Annotated in this window: 16 protein-coding genes; 9 read left to right on the forward strand and 7 right to left on the reverse strand. The window is 68.2% G+C overall.

Features of this window, described 5'->3' with window-relative positions:
- Positions 1-59 precede the first annotated feature (59 nt).
- From mfd to AC1Q6P_RS00790, 4 genes are read left to right on the forward strand one after another with little or no spacing between them, the layout of a single operon-like run.
- Entirely contained in the window at positions 60-3536 is a 3477-nt protein-coding gene (gene mfd, locus AC1Q6P_RS00775) for a transcription-repair coupling factor (RefSeq protein WP_492663921.1), read from the forward strand.
- A gap of 13 nt (positions 3537-3549) precedes the next feature.
- Positions 3550-4242 carry a phosphoserine phosphatase SerB gene (gene serB / locus AC1Q6P_RS00780; protein ID WP_492663922.1) on the forward strand — a complete coding sequence of 231 codons (693 nt, stop codon included), beginning with the start codon at positions 3550-3552 and terminating at the stop codon, positions 4240-4242.
- A 22-nt stretch (positions 4243-4264) separates the two neighbouring features.
- Complete coding sequence (locus AC1Q6P_RS00785) at positions 4265-5206, forward strand: septation protein IspZ (RefSeq protein WP_492663923.1); 942 nt, start codon at positions 4265-4267, stop codon at positions 5204-5206.
- A 40-nt stretch (positions 5207-5246) separates the two neighbouring features.
- Positions 5247-5825: a flavin reductase family protein gene (locus tag AC1Q6P_RS00790; protein ID WP_492663924.1), complete on the forward strand. Its 579-nt coding sequence runs from the start codon at positions 5247-5249 to the stop codon at positions 5823-5825.
- Between the two features lie 7 nt (positions 5826-5832).
- Here the strand turns inward: AC1Q6P_RS00790 and rraA are convergent, their stop codons facing one another.
- Complete coding sequence (gene rraA / locus AC1Q6P_RS00795; RefSeq protein WP_492663925.1) at positions 5833-6330, reverse strand: ribonuclease E activity regulator RraA; 498 nt, start codon at positions 6328-6330, stop codon at positions 5833-5835.
- Between the two features lie 48 nt (positions 6331-6378).
- Positions 6379-6600: an RNA-binding S4 domain-containing protein gene (locus AC1Q6P_RS00800; RefSeq protein ID WP_102769514.1), complete on the reverse strand. Its 222-nt coding sequence runs from the start codon at positions 6598-6600 to the stop codon at positions 6379-6381.
- Between the two features lie 157 nt (positions 6601-6757).
- Between AC1Q6P_RS00800 and AC1Q6P_RS00805 the strand changes: the two genes are divergently transcribed.
- Positions 6758-7723 (forward strand): hypothetical protein, encoded by a 966-nt coding sequence (locus AC1Q6P_RS00805; RefSeq protein WP_492663926.1) that lies wholly within the window; start codon positions 6758-6760, stop codon positions 7721-7723.
- Between the two features lie 24 nt (positions 7724-7747).
- Here AC1Q6P_RS00805 and AC1Q6P_RS00810 read toward each other — a convergent pair whose 3' ends face one another.
- The 3 genes from AC1Q6P_RS00810 to AC1Q6P_RS00820 all read right to left on the reverse strand — a co-directional run bounded on the left by AC1Q6P_RS00810 (position 7748) and on the right by AC1Q6P_RS00820 (position 11776).
- Positions 7748-8629, reverse strand: coding sequence for a hypothetical protein (locus AC1Q6P_RS00810; RefSeq protein WP_492663927.1), 882 nt, complete (start codon positions 8627-8629; stop codon positions 7748-7750).
- A gap of 2 nt (positions 8630-8631) precedes the next feature.
- Complete coding sequence (locus tag AC1Q6P_RS00815; protein ID WP_492663928.1) at positions 8632-10395, reverse strand: thiamine pyrophosphate-binding protein; 1764 nt, start codon at positions 10393-10395, stop codon at positions 8632-8634.
- 106 nt (positions 10396-10501) lie between these two features.
- Positions 10502-11776, reverse strand: a complete 1275-nt coding sequence (locus AC1Q6P_RS00820; protein WP_492663929.1) for an MFS transporter — start codon at positions 11774-11776, stop codon at positions 10502-10504.
- A gap of 69 nt (positions 11777-11845) precedes the next feature.
- On the opposite strand from AC1Q6P_RS00820, the gene AC1Q6P_RS00825 reads away from it, so the two are divergent.
- The 4 genes from AC1Q6P_RS00825 (at position 11846) to AC1Q6P_RS00840 (ending at position 16655) form a co-directional block, all read left to right on the forward strand.
- Positions 11846-12688 (forward strand): AraC family transcriptional regulator, encoded by an 843-nt coding sequence (locus tag AC1Q6P_RS00825; protein WP_492663930.1) that lies wholly within the window; start codon positions 11846-11848, stop codon positions 12686-12688.
- Between the two features lie 75 nt (positions 12689-12763).
- Positions 12764-13894 (forward strand): quinolinate synthase NadA, encoded by a 1131-nt coding sequence (nadA, locus tag AC1Q6P_RS00830; RefSeq protein WP_492663931.1) that lies wholly within the window; start codon positions 12764-12766, stop codon positions 13892-13894.
- A 168-nt stretch (positions 13895-14062) separates the two neighbouring features.
- Positions 14063-16240 carry a TonB-dependent receptor domain-containing protein gene (locus AC1Q6P_RS00835; RefSeq protein ID WP_492663932.1) on the forward strand — a complete coding sequence of 726 codons (2178 nt, stop codon included), beginning with the start codon at positions 14063-14065 and terminating at the stop codon, positions 16238-16240.
- A gap of 124 nt (positions 16241-16364) precedes the next feature.
- Positions 16365-16655, forward strand: a complete 291-nt coding sequence (locus tag AC1Q6P_RS00840; protein ID WP_102767242.1) for a late competence development ComFB family protein — start codon at positions 16365-16367, stop codon at positions 16653-16655.
- 18 nt (positions 16656-16673) lie between these two features.
- Here AC1Q6P_RS00840 and modA read toward each other — a convergent pair whose 3' ends face one another.
- Together modA and nadB are read right to left on the reverse strand one after the other, a co-directional pair.
- Positions 16674-17423, reverse strand: coding sequence for a molybdate ABC transporter substrate-binding protein (modA, locus tag AC1Q6P_RS00845; RefSeq protein ID WP_492663933.1), 750 nt, complete (start codon positions 17421-17423; stop codon positions 16674-16676).
- 8 nt (positions 17424-17431) lie between these two features.
- On the reverse strand, positions 17432-19054 hold the full coding sequence (nadB, locus tag AC1Q6P_RS00850) for an L-aspartate oxidase (protein ID WP_223696523.1): 1623 nt from the start codon (positions 19052-19054) through the stop codon (positions 17432-17434).
- Positions 19055-19078 lie beyond the last annotated feature (24 nt).

Here is a 19078-nt window from a genome sequence, read left to right on the forward strand (position 1 = left end):
GCGCTTCCCTACAATCCGCGCAGCCCCGCTTCGGGGCTGTTTCCATTTGTGCGCACGCCATGCCCTCGTCCCTGCAGTTCCCCCTGATCCAGCCCGGAAAAAAGTTCAGCCTGCCCCGACCCACGGGCTCGGCCGATGCGCTGCTGCTGGCGCGCTACGCCCAGCAGCAGCTGGGCGCCGGCCGGCTGACGGCCATCATCACCGCCGAGCCGGGCGACACCCAGCGCCTGGAGGATGAGCTCAAGTTCTTCGCGCCCGGGCTGCGCGTGGGCGTCTTCCCCGATTGGGAAACCCTGCCCTACGACACCTTCTCGCCCCACCAGGACCTGATCTCCGAGCGCCTGGCCACGCTCTGGCAGCTGCTGCAAAGCCGCGGCAAGCCGGCGGACGAGAGGGAGCTGGACGTGGTGCTGCTGCCGGCCACCACGGCCCTGACCCGCCTGGCCCCGCCCAGCTTTCTGGCCGCCACCACCTTCAACTTCGCGCAGAAGCAGCGCCTGGACGAAGCCAGCCTCAAATCCCAGCTGACCCTGGCCGGCTACAACCATGTGGCGCAAGTCGTGTCGCCGGGCGAGTACGCGGTGCGCGGGGGACTGATCGACCTCTTCCCCATGGGCTCGCTGGTGCCCTACCGGGTCGACCTCTTCGGTGACGAGGTCGATTCCATCCGCACCTTCGACCCCGACAGCCAGCGCAGCCTCTACCCGGTGCCGGCGGTGCGCCTGCTGCCGGGCCGCGAGTTCCCCATGGACGAAGCGGCGCGCCAGACCTTCCGCTCGCGCTGGCGCGAAAAGATGGAGGGCGACCCGAGCCGCTCCCGCATCTACAAGGACATGGGCCAGGGCATCGCCACCGGCGGCATCGAGTACTACCTGCCCCTGTTCTTCGAGCAGACCGCCAGCATCTTCGAGTTCCTGGGCGAGCATTGCGCGCTGGCCCTGCACGGCGAGATCGACGAGGCGCTGGGCCGCTTCTGGACCGACACCCGCGAGCGCCACCGCTTTCTGCAGCACGACCCCGAGCGGCCCATCCTGCCGCCCGAGGAGATCTACTTCAAGAGCGAAGAGTTCTTCAGCCTGACCCACGCCCACCCGGTGCTGGCCGTGCGTGGCAAGGAGGCGGTGGACTATGCCCGGCCCCTGCCCGATGTGTCCGTCGAGCGCGGCGCGCAAGAGCCCCTGGCCCGCCTGGCCGCCCATCTGCTGAGCACGCCGCACCGCGTGCTGCTGCTGGCCGAGAGCGAAGGCCGGCGCGAGAGCCTGCTGGAGCTGCTGCGCGACAACAGAATAGATCCCCCCTCGGTCAGCAGCCTGGCCGATTTCGAAACCAGCCCGGAGAAGTTCGCCATCACGGCGGCTCCCTTGGCTGCGGGCTTTTTCTGGAACGACCCCGAGGGCGGTCAGCAGATTCAGATCTTCACCGAGACGGAACTCTTCGCCACCACGCCCACCACGCGGCGCCGGCGCAAGCAGGAGCAGGTCTCCGACGTCAACGCCCTGATCAAGGACCTGTCCGAGCTCAAGGTCGGCGACCCGGTGGTGCACAACAACCACGGCATCGGCCGCTACCAGGGCCTGATCAATATCGACATCGGCGACGGCGCCAGCGAGTTCCTGCATCTGGAGTACGCCGACAAGGCCACGCTCTATGTACCGGTGGCCCAGCTGCACCTGATCAGCCGCTACACCGGCGTCTCGGCGGACGAAGCGCCGCTGCACCGCCTGGGCTCGGGCCAGTGGGAAAAGGCCAAGCGCAAGGCCGCCGAGCAGGTGCGCGACACCGCCGCCGAGCTGCTCAACCTCTACGCCCGCCGCGCCGCCCGCGAGGGCCATGCCTTCCGCTACTCGGGCCACGACTACGAGGCCTTCGCCGCCAGCTTCGGCTTCGAAGAAACGCCCGACCAGCGTGCCGCCATCCATGCGGTGATCCAGGACATGATCAGCCCCAAACCCATGGACCGCCTGGTCTGCGGCGATGTGGGTTTTGGCAAGACCGAGGTGGCGCTGCGCGCGGCATTCGTCGCGGTGATGGGCGGCAAGCAGGTCGCCATCCTCGCGCCGACCACCTTGCTGGCCGAGCAGCATTACCAGAACATCGCCGACCGCTTCGGTCGCTGGCCGGTCAAGGTGGCGGAGATGAGCCGCTTCCGCTCCAGCAAGGAGATCAAGGCCGCGCTCGAAGGCCTGGCCGATGGCACCATCGATATCGTGGTCGGCACCCACAAGCTGCTGTCCAGCGAATGCAAGTTTGCACGTCTGGGCCTACTGGTGATCGACGAGGAACACCGCTTCGGTGTGCGCCACAAGGAGGCGATGAAGGCCATGCGGGCCGAGGTCGATGTGCTGACCCTGACCGCCACGCCGATCCCGCGGACCCTGGGCATGGCACTGGAAGGCCTGCGCGATCTGAGCGTCATCGCCACCGCGCCGCAGCGCCGCCTGGCGATCAAGACCTTTGTGCGCAGCGAGACCAGCGGCACCATCCGCGAGGCCATGCTGCGCGAGCTCAAGCGCGGCGGCCAAGTCTACTTCCTGCACAACGAGGTCGAGACCATCGAGAACCGGCGTCAGAAGCTTGAAGAGCTGGTGCCCGAGGCCCGCATCATCATCGCCCACGGCCAGATGCCCGAGCGCGAGCTGGAGCGTGTGATGCGCGAGTTCGTGGGCGGCAAACACAATGTGCTGCTGTGCTCGACCATCATCGAGACCGGCATCGATGTGCCCAGCGCCAACACCATCATCATCAGCCGCGCCGACAAGTTCGGCCTGGCCCAGCTGCACCAGCTGCGCGGCCGCGTCGGCCGCTCGCACCACCAGGCCTATGCCTATCTGATGGTGCCCGATCTGGAAGGCCTGACCAAGCAGGCCGCCCAGCGCCTGGACGCCATCCAGGGCATGGAAGAGCTGGGTTCGGGCTTCTACCTGGCCATGCACGATCTGGAGATCCGCGGTGCCGGCGAGATGCTGGGCGAGCACCAGAGCGGCAACATGATGGAGATCGGTTTCCAGCTCTACAACGAGATGCTGGCCGAGGCGGTGCGCTCGCTCAAGGCCGGCAAGGAGCCGGACCTGCTCTCGCCCCTGGGCGCCACCACCGAGATCAATCTGCATGCCCCGGCCCTGCTGCCCGACGCTTACTGCGGCGATGTACATCAGCGCCTCTCGCTCTACAAGCGCCTGGCCACGGCCGAGAAGAGCGAGCAGATCGACAAGCTGCTGGAAGAGGTGACCGACCGCTTCGGCAAGCTGCCCGCCCAAGGCCAGACCTTGTTCGACACCCACCGCCTGCGCGTGCTGGCCAAGCCCTACGGCGTGCTCAAGATCGACGCGGCCCCCTCGGTGATGAACATCAACTTCCGCCCCAACCCACCGATTGATGCCATGCGCGTGATCGAGCTGGTGCAGAAGAACAAGAGCATCAAGCTGGTCGGCAACGACAAGCTACGCATCGACAAGGCGCTCTCCGATCCCAAAGACCGCGCGCAAGCCATCCGCGAAGTGCTGCGGCTGCTCGGCCAACCCCTCAAGCAGGACTGAGTTTTTTATTGATATGCAAGATCTCGTGACCCAAGGCTTCACGCCGCCGCTGCGCCTGGCCGACTTCCGCCTCGCCGCCTTCGACATGGACTCAACCCTGATCAATATCGAGTGCATCGACGAGATCGCCGCCGCCGCGGGCAAGAAAGAGGAAGTGGCCGCCATCACCGAAGCCGCCATGCGCGGCGAGATCACGGATTTCAAGGACAGCCTGCGCCGCCGCCTGGCGCTCTTGCAAGGCGTGCCGGTGAGCGCGCTGGAGCATGTGCTGCAGGAGCGCCTGCAGTTCAACCCCGGTGCGCGCGAGCTGTGTGCAGCGCTCAAAGCTGCGGGCTTGAAGCTGCTGCTGGTCTCGGGTGGCTTCACGTTTTTCACGCGTTATGTCGCGGCCGAGCTGGGCATGGACTGGGTGCGCAGCAATGAGCTGGAGATCGAAGACGGCGCTCTGACCGGCGCGCTCGTGATGCAGCCCTGGGGCGAGATCTGCGACGGCGAAGAAAAGCGCCGCATGCTGGAGCAATGCGCGGCCGAGATCGGCGCCCTGCCCGCCCAGTGCATCGCCGTGGGCGACGGCGCCAACGACCTGCCCATGATGGGCGCGGCCGGCCTGTCGGTGGCGTTTCATGCCAAGCCGCGGGTGCGCGAGCAGGCCATGGTGGCCATCAACGCGGGCGGGCTGGATCGCCTGCTCGAGGTCTTGCGCTGAACCCCAACATCGCCGCCCGACCTTGAAGATCTGGACCTACCACTACCCGGTCGACCTCGACGGCCAGCGCTACGAGCTGCGCTTCGAGGCCGGCTTGCGCGGCTCGCGCCTGCTGCTCACCCACGAGGGAAAAACGCTGGAAGACCGGCAGGACTTCGGCCGCGAACCCTATCGCCTGCATCGGCTGCAACTGGACACGGCACAAGGCCCCTTGGTCTTCGAGCTAGGCCCGCGCACGGTGCTCAGCTACGGCGTCAAGGTGTCGCGCCAAGGCCAGGTGCTCTACCGCTCCCACCCCGACCCCTTCGCCTACCTGGCCCGGGTGCAGGCCATGATGGCCAAGCGCCAGCGGGAAGCCTCGGCGCCGGGCGCACCCGATTTCTCTCGCCTCAAGGGCCAGGCGCCCGCGATCGCCGTGGACATTGCGCTCGGCCTGCTTTTCTTCGTGATGGGCAAGCTCGGTGATCTGCGCACGGCCGCCCTGGTGACGGCCGCGGTGGGCCTGGCCTTGCTGCCGCTGCAATGGGCGATCCACCGCTTCGCGCCGCCCGCGCGGCGGGTCGATCTGCTTGGTGGCATGGCCTTGTTCGGCGTGGTGGTGATGCTGCTGTCAGCCGGCTTCTCCTGGTACTTCGAGTCGGAGTTTCTGGTGCAACTCAAGGCCAGCGTGATCGGCGGCCTGGTGGCCTGCGCCTTCGGCGTGGACGCGCTGGCCGGCGGCCGCTGGCTGGGCAAGCGGGTGATGACGTACCTGGTCTACAGCGATATCGACGCGCGCCGGCTCTCGGCTGGCATGTGTGCCATGGGCCTGGCCCTGGCCGGCGTCAATGCGGCCGTGGCCAGCCTGATGTCCAAGGACGCCTGGCTTTGGTACACGCTCTGGGGCGATCTGCTGCTGGTCTTCGTGCTGTCCAATCTGGCCATCCACTGGGCGCGACGCAAGCCCGGCCCGCGACCGGCCTGAATCGTTCCGTTCTCACTGAATTCGCTCCTGACCCCTCGCCATGCGCCACACCGTTGAACTCCGCCACGCCAGCCGCCTGCTCAACACCGGCCCAACCGTGCTGGTCAGCAGCCGCCACGGCGCGCAGCAGGATGTGATGGCCGCGGCCTGGAACATGCCGCTGGATTTCGAGCCGCCCAAGATCGCCGTGGTGATCGACAAGAACACCTTCACCCGCGGCCTGATCGAGGCCAGCGGCGAGTTCGTGATCGCCGTGCCCTGCGTGGCGCAGGCGGCCATGGTCACCGGCGTGGGCCACTGCAGCGGCCGCGATGTCGACAAGTTCGAACGCTTCGGCCTGCGAACCCAACCGGGCTCGCAGGTGGCGGCGCCCCTGATCGAGGGCTGCCTCGCCTGGCTGGAATGCCGGCGCATCCCCGAGCCCGCGCAGGAGCAGCGTTATGACCTGTTCCTGGCCGAGGTGGTGGCCGCCTGGGCCGAGGACTGGGCCTTCACCGAGGGCCACTGGATCGAGCCGAGCGACGCGAGCCGGCGCTGCATGCACCACCTGGGCGGCGGCCGTTATTTCAGCAGCTCGGGCCTCATCGACACCCAAGCCGACACCCAAGCCGACTCCTGAGCCGCTATCAAGCGGCGTGCAGGGCCTGCTCGCTGATCACCACCCCGTCGGCATCGGCATACAGCCACTCACCGGGCCGCACTGGCAGGCCATGCAGATGCAGGACCAGATCGCTCTGGCCCTGAGCTTTGCGGTCGGTGGGCATGGGCACATGGCCGAGAGCCAGAATGCCCAGCGGCGTGGCGGCCAGCTCGGCCAGATCGCGCACGCAGCCATGAATCAAAAGGCCGGCCCAGCCATTGGCAGCGGCCGCCGCTGCCAGATTGCCACCCAACAAAGCGCGGCGCAGCGAGCCCGCGCCGTCCACCACCAGCACCTGGCCATGGCCCGGGCTTTCCACGGCTTCCTTGACCCGGCTGTTGTCCTCGAAACACTTCACCGTGCGAACAGGCCCGGCAAAGCGGCCCAGGGCCCCATAGCTGCGGTACACGCCCGGCAGCACACGCAGGCGGCCGGACTCGTCGGACTTGAAGCGGTCGCAAATATCGCAGGTCGAGAATTCCATGTCGGGGCATAGGCTCCGGGTCAGTTCACAACAGGGCCAAGAGCAAACTCAGGCCGGCGGCAAGACCTTGATGCGCGCATCCTGATACTGCACCACCTGGCCGGCGCGGATCTTGGCGGTTTTGCGCAATTCTTCGCGCCCGTCCACCTGCACATGGCCCTCGCTGATGACGGCCCGGGCACGCCCGCCGCTCTCCACCAGACCGTTGGCCTTCAGCAGCTTGTCCAGCTCAATGAACTCGCCGCGCAATTCGAAATCGATGTGTTGCATGGCGGCATTGTCCCAGAGTGGCATGCGCTGCCTGTTGGGCCCAGCCGCTCACCCTCTAAACTCCGCGACGCCCACCCCTCCGGCGCTCGGCCTGCAGTTCAGTGGCCCGGGCCTTCAGATCCACAGATCCAGCCCACGGCAGTTTCGCCGCTGAACCATGATTCGACACCTTCGCCAGACCTTGGCCGGCATCCCCTTCACCTCGGATGTCACCCATGCTCACGGGTTGCAGGCCCCCAGGTCCGGCCTGCTGCTCGGCCTGAGCCTGGCCCTGAGCCTGTTGGCTCCGCCGTCCGCCACAGCCGGCGAACGCAGCGAAACGGCCATTGCCCTGCAGCTCTGGACCGTTACCCAAGCCGTGGCCGAGGTGCGAGCCCTCCACGCCCGACCCGGCACCGGTGCGGAGGCTGCGATCTGCCTCAAAGCCCTGGGCCCGGACAACTTCCGGGCTTTCGCCGGCGAGCTGGCATCGCATGCCTACAAGCCCGAGGAATTGCGCGGCCTGGACCGCTTTCTTGGCACGACCTTGGGCCAGAAGGCGCTGCAGCTGCAACTGGCCGAACTGCGACAAACCATGAGCCCACCCCGGCCAGGCCAGGCGGCAGCACCCGCACCCGTCATCGCTTTCACGCAAGCCGAACAGCGCGCGCTGAGCGCCTGGCCGCGCGAGCTGGTCTTGCTCAGGCACGGCCTCAATCGCCAGAAGAGCGTGCAGACCCAGCTTCAAGAGCATGTGCTCACCCGCATCCAGGCCTGCAACGCCACAGCACTGGCCAGCGCCCGTGATGCAGAGGCCATGCAGACGCTGCGCCAGACCCACGAGCAAAGCCACCCGGGCCTGCTGAACGCCTTCCAGTGCCTTGCCCGCCAGCATAGCGAGCCCGATGCGCAGCAGGCCGTGCAGGCCGCGCGCCAGGCCTATCTGGACCTGCATCAGCAAATCGAGCAGGTCAGCCAGGCGCGCCTGCTCAAGCCGGGACTTGAGGCACTGAGCCAGGCCTACGCGCAGATCCCGCGTGGCGCCCTGAGCAGCAACGACGCGGCCGCTTGCGAGAACCTGGGCCTTCAGATCGAGGCCTTGCGGCAAGACATCGAGCGGCCCTCAGACCCGACAGCCCGCTAAAGCTCGCCAGCGCTTCGGGCCTCCTCAGTCACCCGTCGCGGCATGACGACGCGGCGGCAACCCACTCCAGCGCGGCCGCTGCCCTCGCCTGCGCCAGTCGCGATAGATGCCGCGCAGCCAGATGTGCAGGACACCCAGGCCGAAGAGGACGCCCATCAGAAAAACCAGGTAGGAATGGGGCTCGGAATCCAGCAGCCGGCCACTGCCATCCTGCAGCTGCCAAAGTCGAATCACATCGCCCGGCTGGCCCCAAGACCGGAAGCGACTTCGCGCGAAGGTGTAAACCCGCTCTTGCTCGCGGCCCTGCTCCAGGCCTTCGGCATCGCGAGGCCGCAAGCGCAGCTGCACATAGGCCTTGCGCCCGCTGCCATGCTCTTCGCGCGCCAGCACCCGCATGTCCAAGGCCTGGGCCTGGCTGCGAAAGCGTTCGTTCTCGCGCAACTCCCAGCAACCCACCAGAATCAGCAAGCCGGGAAAGATCATGAGGATCAAGAGAGCGCGCAAGGCGCTCCACCAGGTCGGCGCCTCGTCCTCGCGACGCCCGCCGCGCGCATGCCCATCGGGCAGCCAGCGGCGACCACGGCGCCAGGGCGCCTGGGCATCCCGGCCCTCGCCGCCACAGGCCCAGAAGTCCTGCAAACGCCGCAGCAGCTCGGCACGGCTGAGGTCATCGCGCTCGGTGCGCAGCAGGCGCTGCTCGGCATCCGCAGCCTCGTCATCCAGCAGCTCCAGCTGAAAGCCCGTCGCGGTGCAGCCGGCCGCCTGCAGGCAGCGGCCCGCGGGCGCTTCCAGCACGACAAAGCTGCCGGGTTCGCGGGCGCTCCAACTGTCCAGCGCCTGCGCCAGCTCGGCCGCGCCGTGCACCTGACGCCGGTCACCGGGCTCCAGCGTCAGCCACATCGGCATGCTCAAGACTTCGGGGCGGCCAGGCGCTGCTCGGCGGCGGCGCGGATGGCACTCAAGCTGCTGCGGCTGGTGGAGACATCGCTGGACAGGCGCAGATGGATCAGAGTCGGCTGCTCGGGCGCAGCCATCGCGGCCTGCAGGGCGGGCTCGAAGTCCTCGGTGCGCTCCACCCGCGCTGAGCGCCAGCCATAGGCCAGGGCCAGGGCGGCGAAATCGGGGTTGTAAAGATCGCTGCCCGAAACGCGGCCCGGGTACTCGCGCTCCTGGTGCATTCGGATGGTGCCGTAGGTGCCGTTGTCGACCACCACGCAGATCAGCCGGCGGGCGCCGTAGCCCGTGGCCGTGGCCAGCTCCTGGCCGTTCATCAGAAAGTCGCCATCACCGGCGATGTTGACGACCCAGCGGTCCTTTTGCAAAAGACTGGCCGCCACTGCCGCCGGCAAGCCATAACCCATGGCGCCGCTGGTCGGCGCCAGCTGGCTGCGGCCATAACGCTGCAAACCGGTGTAACGGTGGAAGCGATGCAGCCAGCCGCTGTAATTGCCCGCGCCATTGGTGAAGACCGTGCCCTCGGGCAGACGTCGGCCCAGGGTCTTCACGACCTCGGCCATGTCCAGAGGGCTGACGGCCTGCGGCTGCAGATTGCCTTGGTAATCGGCGTTCGCCTGCTGGGCCCAGGCGCTCCAGGCCACCGACTCGGGCGCCTGCAGCGAGGCCAGGGCCTGGGCGGCGCAGCTCATGCTGGCGTTGATCATCTGGTCCGCCGCATAGACGCGGCCCAGCTCCTCGGCGCCGGCATGGATGTGCACCAGGGTCTGGGCCGGGCGCGGCGCCTGAAGCAAGGTGTAGCCGCCGGTGGTCATCTCGCCCAGGCGCGGGCCCACGGCGATGACCAGATCGGCCTCCTTGATGCGCTGGGCCAGCTTGGGGCTGATGGCGATACCGACATCGCCGGCATAGAGTGGATGCGCGTTGTCAAACAGATCCTGGAAGCGGAAGGCACAGCCGACCGGCAGCTGCCAGCCCTCCGCGAACGCTTGCAGCGCGGCGCAGCTCTCGGCCGTCCAGCCGCCGCCGCCGGCAATCACCAGTGGGCGTTGCGCGGCCAGCAGGCGCTCGCGCAGCTCGGCCAAGGCGGCGGGGCTGGGGTAGCTTTGCGCCGCCTGCACGCGCGGCAGCACCGGTGCGGCCGTCATCTGGGTCAGCATGTCCTCGGGCAGCACCAGCACCACCGGGCCGGGGCGGCCCTGCAAGGCGGTGTGGAAGGCGCGGGCCACGTACTCGGGCAGGCGGTCGGCGTCTTGCACCTCGCCCACCCACTTGGCAAAACCGAGGGTGCCGGGGCCGAACATCTGCCGGTAGTCCAGCTCCTGGAAAGCCTCGCGGTCGCGCTGGTCGCTGGCCACCTGGCCGATGAAGAGAATCATCGGCGTGCTGTCCTGGAAGGCGGTGTGCAGGCCGATGCTGGCGTTCGTCGCACCGGGGCCGCGGGTGACAAAGCAGATGCCGGGGCGGCCGCTGAGCTTGCCCTGCGCCTCGGCCATGAAAGCGGCGCCGCCCTCCTGGCGGCAGGCGATGAAACGGATGCCGTGCTCGCGGTGCTCGTGGAAGCCGTCGAGCACGGCCAGGTAGGACTCGCCAGGCACACCGAAGACGGTGTCCACGCCCTGGGCGATCAGGGCTTCGACCAGGGCATGGCCGGCCAGGCGGGGCGCGCTCGCGCCGGGCGCGACTGCGGAAGATGGGAGGCTGGGGCTGGAGCTCATGCGCCCCACTTTAAACGCCGCGCCAGGCCTCCCGCCTCTGGGCTTACCCGCCATTGCAGCGGCAAGCTCGAGCGCCTTTGTGTCAGATCAAGATCTGCGCACCGCCTCAATCCTTGCGCCCGCGCCGCACCAGGCTGGCCGCCGACAGGGCCGACAACAGGGCCAGGGCCGCGCCCACAAACACCGCACCCGGGTGGCCGCCGTCGAGCAAGGCGCCGAAGACCGGCGCGGCCGCGGCAAAACCGATGTCCAGGCCCGAGTACACCGTGCCGTAGACCCGGCCGGTCGCGCCCGGCGGCGCGGCGCGCTTGATCAGCATGTCGCGCGAGGGGCCGGCCAGGCCGGTGCCGAAACCAGCCAGGGCGACGATGAAACCCGCCAGCGCCGGCGCCACCCAGCCGCTGGCGGCCAGGATCAGCAGGGCCGCAGCGATGCTCAGGGCGATGGCGATATTGCGCTCCAGCGAGCTGCCCTTGGCCACCCAGAAGCCGCCGATCACCATGCCGATGGCGCCGCAGAACATATAGCCCGTCACCACAAAGGCCGTGGCCGCCAGCGGCAAGCCGTAGAGCGCGGACAAGGCCGGGCTGGCAAAGCTCTGGATGGCGCTCAAGGAAGCGGTGGTGAAGAGAAAGAAGGAGAAGCACAGCCAGACCGAGGGCAGGCGCAGAAAGGCCAGCGGATGCTCGGGCGCCAGGGTGGCTGTGCCGGCCTTCTCATGCGCCCAGCTGCCGTGGGCATCGTCGATGGCCTCGCGCTTCCAGGCCAGCACGGCGATCACCGCCAGGCCCAGCAGGGCCGTGCCCAGGTAGGCATAGCGCCAGTTGCCGCTCCAGCTGCTCAGGGCCAGAGCGAACAGCGGCGCCAGGCCCCAACCGATATTGCCCGAGATGCCGTGCACCGAGAACGCATGGCCCAGGCGCGCCGGTGAGACCCGCTTGTTGAGGATGGTGAAGTCCACCGGATGAAACGGAGAATTGCCCAGCCCCGCCAGGGCCGCCGCCAGCAGCAGGCCGCCAAAGCCCTGGGCCAGGCCGGCCGCGGCCGAGGCCGCCACAAAGCAGGCCAGCGCGGCGAACAGGATCGGGCGGGCGCCGCGACGGTCCACCACAAAGCCGGCCAGGGCCTGGCCGATGCCCGAGATCACAAAGAAGGTGGTGACCAAGAGGCCCAGCTGCGAATAGCTCAGGCCGAAGTCGCGGATGAAGACCGGGAACAGCGGCGGCAGCAGCATGTGAAAGAAATGCGAGGTGCCATGGGCCAGGCCGATCAGGCTGATGGTGGCAATGTCACGGCGCTTTTGCTCGGCCGCGGCCTGCTCGGGGGCCAGGCCGGCGGCGGAACTTGGAGGGATCAGGACTGCAGAGGAAGAGGAATTCATGCCCTCAATGTAGGCGGCCCCTCCCCGGCCGGGTTACGATAGTTCGCCAAAGAGTATTGAATTTCCGCCATGAGACCATCCACCCCTGCTCTGCGAGCCACCGGCCGCACCAGCCTGCCGCCGCTGGACCCGCAACGCTACGCCCCCAGCGCCGCGCGCCCGGTGCGGGCCAAGGCGCGGCAAATGGAAAGCTGGATGGACATCCACGCCCACCACCACGACTGGGGCCAGCTGGTGTTCTCCATCAGCGGTGTGGTGCGGGTGAACACGCCGGACGCCACCTTCTTGCTGCCGCCCGGGCGGGCGGTCTGGATCCCACCGCTGCGCGAGCATGCGGTCACCGCCGTCGAGCGCGCCGATCTGCGCACGCTCTACCTGCATGCCGCCCCACCCTCCAGCCGGCCCGAGGCCTGGGCCCAGGCCCGGGTGCTGGAGGTGACGCCGCTCTTGCGGGAGTTGGTGCTGCAGCTGGCCCGCGGCGGCGAGAGCCCGCCCGAGCTGGGGGAGCAGCAAGCCCAGCGCGAGCATTGGATCGCCAGCCTGGTGCTGGACGAGCTGGGCCGGGCCAAGCCTTTGCGCCTGGGCGTGGACCTGCCGCAAGACCCGCGCCTGCGCCGCCTCTGCGAAGCCATTCTGCAAGCGCCGCAGCGCCACACCGCCCTGGCCGACTGGGCGGCCGAGGTGGGCGCCAGCGAGCGCACCGTCTCACGCCTGTTCCGCGAACAGCTGGGCAGCAGCTATGCCCAGTGGCGCCAGCAGGTGCTGCTGGCGCAAGCCCTGAGCCTGGCCGCCCGCAAGCGGCCCATGAGCCTGATCGCCGCCGAGCTGGGCTATGCCAGCGCCAGCGCCTTCAGCGCCATGGTCACCCGCACCGTGGGCATGCCGCCGAGCAAGTTCTTTGCCGAGGCCTGAGCAAAGCACCCTCTGCACCGCGCCCTTCACCCTGCGCAGCCGCTGTCCATCGGGCCTGCGCTACCATTTCCGCCCATGACACAGGTACTTTTCGACTACACCCGCCAGGACGCCCAGGGCGACAGCTGCACCGCCCACGCCTGGGCCAAGGTGCCCGCGCCCCTGAACCCCAGCCAAAGACAGGCACTCAAGGCCCGCGCCGCCGAGCTGCTGCGCCAGCACAACGCCGTGCTGGTGGCCCATTACTACGTCGATGGGGACCTGCAAGACCTGGCCCTGGAAACCGGCGGCATCGTCTCCGATTCGCTGGAGATGGCCCGCTTCGGCCGCGACCATGCGGCCCAGACCCTGGTAGTGGCCGGTGTTCGCTTCATGGGCGAAAGCGCCAAGATCTTGAGCCCCGAGAAGCGCGTGCTCATGCCCGATCTGGACGCCACCTGCTCGCTCGATCTGGGCTGCCCGGCCGATGAATTCGCGGCCTTTTGCGACGCCCACCCGGACCGCCAGGTCGTGGTTTATGCCAACACCAGCGCCGCCGTGAAGGCCCGCGCAGACTGGATGGTGACCAGCTCCTGCGCGCTCGAGATCGTGGCCGATCTGCATGCCAAGGGCCAGAAAATCCTCTGGGCCCCGGATCGCCACCTGGGCCGCTACATCCAGGAGCAGACCGGCGCCGACATGCTGATGTGGAACGGCGCCTGCATCGTCCACGACGAGTTCAAGGGCCTGGAGCTGGACCTGCTGCGTGAGCAGCACCCCGGCGCCATGGTGCTGGTTCACCCCGAGTCGCCCAAGAGTGTGGTCGACAAGGCCGATGTGGTGGGCTCGACTTCGGCCCTGATCAAGGCCGTGGTCGAAGGCACGGCGCAGGAGTACATCGTCGCCACCGACAACGGCATCCTGCACCGCATGCGCCAATTGGCGCCGGGCAAGACCCTGATCGAAGCCCCCACCGCCGGCAACAGCGCCACCTGCAAGAGCTGCGCGCACTGCCCCTGGATGGCCATGAACGGCTTGCAGAACCTGGTCGACTGCCTGGAGCAGGGCCTGGGCGAGATCCACATCGAAGAAGCGATCCGGGTCGAGGCCCTGGGTTGCATCGACCGCATGCTGGACTTCACCGCCGCGCTCAAGGCGCGCCAGGCGCAGGGCCAGGCGCCGGTTTCCGCTGCTGGCAGCCTGGTGCCCGGCATCGGCGCGGCCTGATTCGGCAGCGGCGGCACGCAAGCGGCCGGCCATTAGGGCCCGCCGCGCTTCCAGTTCGTTGGCAGATTGGCCGCTTGGCTTGAGGGCTGAGCTGCTGGACTGCCTTATACTCAAATGATAATAATTCTCATTTGAGTTTTCGTGAAGTCCTTGCATCCCGCCCCCTCGTTGTCTCTTCTCCTCCCCTTGCTGCTGGCCATCCCCGAATCCTTCGCTGCCAGCACCCCTGCCGAACTGGAGCTGCCGCCGGTCACCGTCTACGGCGTGCGCAGCATCAGCCCTGGCAAGACCAGCATCAGCAGCGCCGAGATCGAGCGCCAGCAGGCACTGACGGTGCAGCAGCTGCTGGACAATCTGCCCGGCGTCGACCTGAACGGCAGCTTCCGCCCCGGTGGCCAGAGCCTCAATATCTGGGGCTTCGGCGATGTCGAGGACATCCGGGTGCAGCTGGACGGCGCCAACAAAGGCTTCGAGAAATACCGCCAGGGCTCCATCTTCATCGAGCCCGAGCTGATCAAGCGCATCACCGTCGACAAGGGCGCGCACTCGGTGCGCTTCGGCAACGGCGGCTTCGGCGGCACCGTGCAGATCGAGAGCAAGGATGCGGCCGACCTGCTGCAACCCGGCCAGCGCCTGGGCGGTCTGGCCAAGATCGCCTGGCACAGCAATGACGACCAGCGCCTGGGCTCGGCCAGCGTGTTTGCGCGGGCCGAGGACGAGGCGGCCCTGCCCTGGCAGTTCCTGCTCGCCGTTACCGCCCGCGACTCGGGCAACCAGCGGCGCGCCGACGGCAGCGAGTACGAGTTCTCCAACACCCATGCGCGCTCGGCCCTGGCCAAGCTGAGCCTGCCGATCGGCGAAGCCAAGCTGACCCTGTCCGCCATCGAGGGACGCAGCAAGGCTTGGTCGCCCTTTGCCGCCAAGCGCGACGAGATGCCGGCGCCGACAGCGGCCGAGATCGCCAAGTACGGCGAGCGCGAGGCCTGGCTGCGCAAGGTCCTGTGGCGCGATCAGCGCGACAGCAGCCAGACGCTGCAGTGGCAGTACGCCCCGGCGGCACAGCCGCTGCTGGACCTGCAGCTGCGCCTGACGCGCTCGTCCAGCGTGCAGGACGACCAGCGGCCCGACAGCATCAGCAGCGATTTCGCCGCCAGCCTGGGCAAGCAAAGCCATGCCAGCTACCGCGACCAGCAGTTCGAGCTGAGCAACACCGCCCGCTTCGCCACCGGCGCGCTGGCGCACGAGCTGGCCGCCGGCCTGCAAGTGCAGCGCCACCAGCGCGACACCCTGATGCTGCTGCACACCCGCACGCAGGACGCCAGCTACAACTACGGCTGGTTGCAGCCCTACTACATGCCCAGCGGCCAGCAGCGCAGCCTCGCCGGCTGGCTGGAGGACGAGATGCGCTGGGGCCGCTTCAGCCTGAAGCCCGGCCTGCGCTACGAGCAGGTACGCACCGAGGGTCAGCCCAATTGGGCCCCGCGCTACAACGACCCCAAGGCCGGCCATGATTACAGTGCCGCCCGGCACAGCGGCTGGTCCCAGCACCTGGCTGCCAGCTGGCGGGCCAGCGCTGCGACGAGCTGGTTCGCCGATGCCGGCCGCAGCTGGCGGGCACCGGTGATCGACGAGATGTTCGAGGTCCAGTCGGCCGCGGCCAGCGCGCCGGCGACCAGCCGCGGCCTGCGTAAGGAGCGGGTCACCGCCCTGCGCGGCGGGCTGAAGTTTCAGCAGGCCGACTGGCTCAGCGATGGCGATGCTCTGGCCGCGACCTTCACCGCCTTCCGCAATCTGGTGCACGACAACATCCACAAGCGCTTCGGCGTCATGGTGGAGCCCGGCAGCGTGCGGCCCGCGCAGCTACCCTTCTACCGCAACCTGCCCGGCTACCGCAGCGAGGGCCTGGAAGTAGAGGCGCATTACGAGCAACGCCGCTACTTCATGACGGCCTCGCTGGCCTGGATGGACGGCGAGCACCGGGGCTCGATCCGCGACCCCTGGTCGGCCAAGAACCAGCCGTTGATCGACATCGGCGCGCCCAAGGCGGTGTTGGTGCTGGGCTCCAAATGGCCGGCGCACGGCCTGGCGCTGGGCTGGCAGGGCAAGTTCGTCGGCGCGCAGACCCAGGTGCCGGATGACGAGATCGTGCCCTATGCCCTGCCTGCGGCCAAGGGCTATGCCGTGCACGGCCTGTTCGCCCAATGGCAGGGCCGGGGCCGCTGGGCCGGCAGCCGGATGCAGCTGAGTGTCGACAACCTGTTCAACCGCAGCTACCAGCCCTATCTGGCGGAGGCGGTCTATGCGCCGGGCCGCAATCTGAAGCTGAGCTTCAGCCAGCAGATCTGAGCCACGGGCAAGGAAGCGAAATAGCGGCCGGGCGCGGCTTTTTCTGCCACGCCCGGCGTGTAAAAACGTTTATCGTTGCAGGGATCAAGCCGCCCTGCCGGCGAAACGCGGAGACCCCTGCACCATGAGTCAAGATTTCAGCTCGCTTTACAACCACCACGAACGCGAGGTGACGGCCGCCGTGATGGCGCTGGCACACAAATACCCCAGCATCGAGGCCGACAGCGATCTGCTCTGCGACGTGGCCTGCGTGGCCCTGAACCGCCTGCCGCCTCGCTACATCCGCCACGCGGTGGATTTCCTCTTCTACCTGACCGAGAACGAGCGCCGCGAGATCGACGCCGCGATCGAAGAGGCGGTCGACTACGCCTTCAACTTCGTGCAAGCCCGCACCGCCCTGCGCCAGCAGGCCTGAGGGGCGCGGCCTCTCCGTTCAGGGCTTGCGAAAGCCGTGCCGCGCCAGCACTGCCTGGCCGGCCGGAGAGAGCAGGTGGTCGATGAATTTGCGCGCCTCGCTGGCCTTGCTGCTGCCGGCAATGGCCGCAACCGGGTAGCGGATGGCCGTTTCGGTCGGCACCGTGAACAGCACCCGGACCTTGTCCTTCTGCGCTAAGGCATCGCTGGCGTAGACAAATCCGGCATCCACCTCGCCGCGCGCCACATAGTCCAGCGCCTGCCGAACATGGATGGCGTAGATGGCTTTGGGCTCGACCGCAGCCCAGAGCTTGGCCGACTCCAAGGCCGCCTTGGCATAACGCCCTGCGGGCACGCCCTCCGGCTTGCCCAGCGCCACGCGCTTGACGGCGGGCCGGGCCAGATCGGCCAGGCTGCTCAAAGCCGCCCCGCCCTCCGCCGGCGTCACCAGCACCAGCTCATTGCTGACGAAATTGAAGCGGCTACCCGGGAGCAAGAGCTTCTGCGCCTCCGCCCGGTCCATGGTCTCCTGATCGGCCGTGGCCAGCACATCGACCGGCGCGCCCTTGCTGATCTGGGCCAGCAAGGCATCCGAAGCGGCAAAGTTGAACAGCAGCCGGGTACCCGGGTTTTGCGCCTCGAATGCCGGGCCCAGCTCCTTGAAGGCATTGCTGAGGCTGGCAGCCGCCGACACCGTCACATCGGCGGCCAGGGCTGCGCCACTCATCAGACCCCAGCCCGCCAGGGCCCATCCACGAAGGCGGTGCATGCTGGCGCTCAACGCTTGGTGGTGCGCAGGCCGCGGTCGGCCACCAGCACCGTGGGGAAGCTGACCGGCAGGGTGCGCGGGTAGTCGCGGCTGTAGTGCAGGCCGCGGCTTTCGTGGCGCAAGAGCGCCGAGCGCACGATCAGCTCGGCGCAATCGACCAGATTGCGCAGCTCCAGCAGGTCGCGGGTGACTCGGAAATTGGCGTAGTAATCGTCAATCTCAGCGCGCAGCAGATGGATGCGGTGCAGAGCCCGCTCCAGGCGCTTGGTGGTGCGCACGATGCCGACGTAGTTCCACATCAGCAGGCGGATCTCATCCCAGTTGTGGGCGATCACCACCTGCTCGTCGGCGTCCTCGACCTGGCTCTCATCCCAGGCCGGCAGGGGCGCGGGCGGCAGATCGGGCAGGCCGAGGATGTGCTCGGCGCAGGTCTGGCCCAGCACCACGCATTCCAGCAGCGAGTTGCTGGCCAGGCGGTTGGCGCCGTGCAGGCCGGTGTAGGCGGTTTCGCCCACGGCATAGAGCCCGGGCAGATCGCAGCAGGCCTGCAGATCGGTGACGGCGCCGCCGCAGGTGAAATGCACAGCCGGCACGACCGGGATTTTCTGCCGCGCGATGTCGATGCCCAGGGCCAGGCAGCGCGCATGCACGGTGGGGAAATGCTCCTTCAAGAAGGCCTCGCCCAGATGGGTGGCATCCAGCCAGACATGGTCGACGCCATGCTTCTTCATCTCGAAGTCAATCGCGCGGGCGACGATGTCGCGCGGCGCCAGCTCCATGCGCTCGTCATGTGCGGCCATGAAGCGGCCGCCGCCGACATGGTCGGGCAGCACCAGATGGCCGCCCTCGCCGCGCAGCGCTTCCGTGATCAGAAAGCTGCGCTCTTGCGGGTGGTAGAGGCAGGTCGGGTGGAACTGGATGAACTCCATATTCGCCACCCGGCAGCCGGCGCGCCAGGCCATGGCGATGCCATCGCCGGTGGAGGTGTCGGGGTTGGTGGTGTAGCGGTAGACCTTGCCGGCGCCGCCGGTGGCCAGCACCACGGCGCGCGCGGCCAGGGCCTCGACGCGCTGGCTGTCGATGTTGAGCGCGTAGATGCCGTAGCAGCGCGGCTCTTCCTCGCGCTGCACATGGCGCGAGGTGATCAGGTCCAGCGCCATCCAGCGCTCGCGCAGGTCGATATTGGGGTGAGCCTGAGCGGCGGCCAGCAGCTGCTCGTGGATGGCCTTGCCGGTGGCATCCGCCGCATGGGCGATGCGGCGCACGGCATGGCCGCCTTCGCGCGTCAGGTGCAAGCCCAGCGGGCCTTCTTCGTCGGCGGTGAAGGGCACGCCCTGATTGACCAGCCACTCGACGGCCTTGGCGCTGCGCTCGGCGATGAAGCGGGCCGTGTCTTCGTCCACCAGGCCGGCGCCGGCGTCGCGGGTGTCGCGCACATGGGAGTCGATGCTGTCATCGCTGCCCAGCACGCCGACGATGCCGCCCTGCGCCCAGGCGGTGGCGCCCTCGCCCAGCTGGCGCTTGGCCAGCACCACCACGGGCACGCGGTCGGCCAGATGGAGCGCTGTGGTCAGGCCGGCCAGACCCGCGCCGACGATGACCACGGGGAGCGAAGTGTCCGGATTCGGCATAGCGGCAGTTGTCATGAAATCGAA

This window comes from Roseateles sp. GW835-FHT13E02 (assembly GCF_058794035.1).

Bases quoted from the DNA above. Each gene is read 5' to 3' on its own strand.
- AC1Q6P_RS00800 (WP_102769514.1), bottom strand. From the start codon at position 6,600: ATGCAACACATCGATTTCGAATTGCGCGGCGAGTTCATTGAGCTGGAC.
- AC1Q6P_RS00820 (WP_492663929.1), bottom strand. From the start codon at position 11,776: ATGAATTCCTCTTCCTCTGCAGTCCTGATCCCTCCAAGTTCCGCCGCC.
- nadA (WP_492663931.1), top strand. From the start codon at position 12,764: ATGACACAGGTACTTTTCGACTACACCCGCCAGGACGCCCAGGGCGAC.
- AC1Q6P_RS00805 (WP_492663926.1), top strand. From the start codon at position 6,758: ATGATTCGACACCTTCGCCAGACCTTGGCCGGCATCCCCTTCACCTCG.
- AC1Q6P_RS00815 (WP_492663928.1), bottom strand. From the start codon at position 10,395: ATGAGCTCCAGCCCCAGCCTCCCATCTTCCGCAGTCGCGCCCGGCGCG.
- AC1Q6P_RS00810 (WP_492663927.1), bottom strand. From the start codon at position 8,629: ATGCCGATGTGGCTGACGCTGGAGCCCGGTGACCGGCGTCAGGTGCAC.
- AC1Q6P_RS00840 (WP_102767242.1), top strand. From the start codon at position 16,365: ATGAGTCAAGATTTCAGCTCGCTTTACAACCACCACGAACGCGAGGTG.
- modA (WP_492663933.1), bottom strand. From the start codon at position 17,423: ATGCACCGCCTTCGTGGATGGGCCCTGGCGGGCTGGGGTCTGATGAGT.
- AC1Q6P_RS00790 (WP_492663924.1), top strand. From the start codon at position 5,247: ATGCGCCACACCGTTGAACTCCGCCACGCCAGCCGCCTGCTCAACACC.
- mfd (WP_492663921.1), top strand. From the start codon at position 60: ATGCCCTCGTCCCTGCAGTTCCCCCTGATCCAGCCCGGAAAAAAGTTC.
- serB (WP_492663922.1), top strand. From the start codon at position 3,550: ATGCAAGATCTCGTGACCCAAGGCTTCACGCCGCCGCTGCGCCTGGCC.
- AC1Q6P_RS00825 (WP_492663930.1), top strand. From the start codon at position 11,846: ATGAGACCATCCACCCCTGCTCTGCGAGCCACCGGCCGCACCAGCCTG.
- rraA (WP_492663925.1), bottom strand. From the start codon at position 6,330: ATGGAATTCTCGACCTGCGATATTTGCGACCGCTTCAAGTCCGACGAG.
- nadB (WP_223696523.1), bottom strand. From the start codon at position 19,054: ATGCCGAATCCGGACACTTCGCTCCCCGTGGTCATCGTCGGCGCGGGT.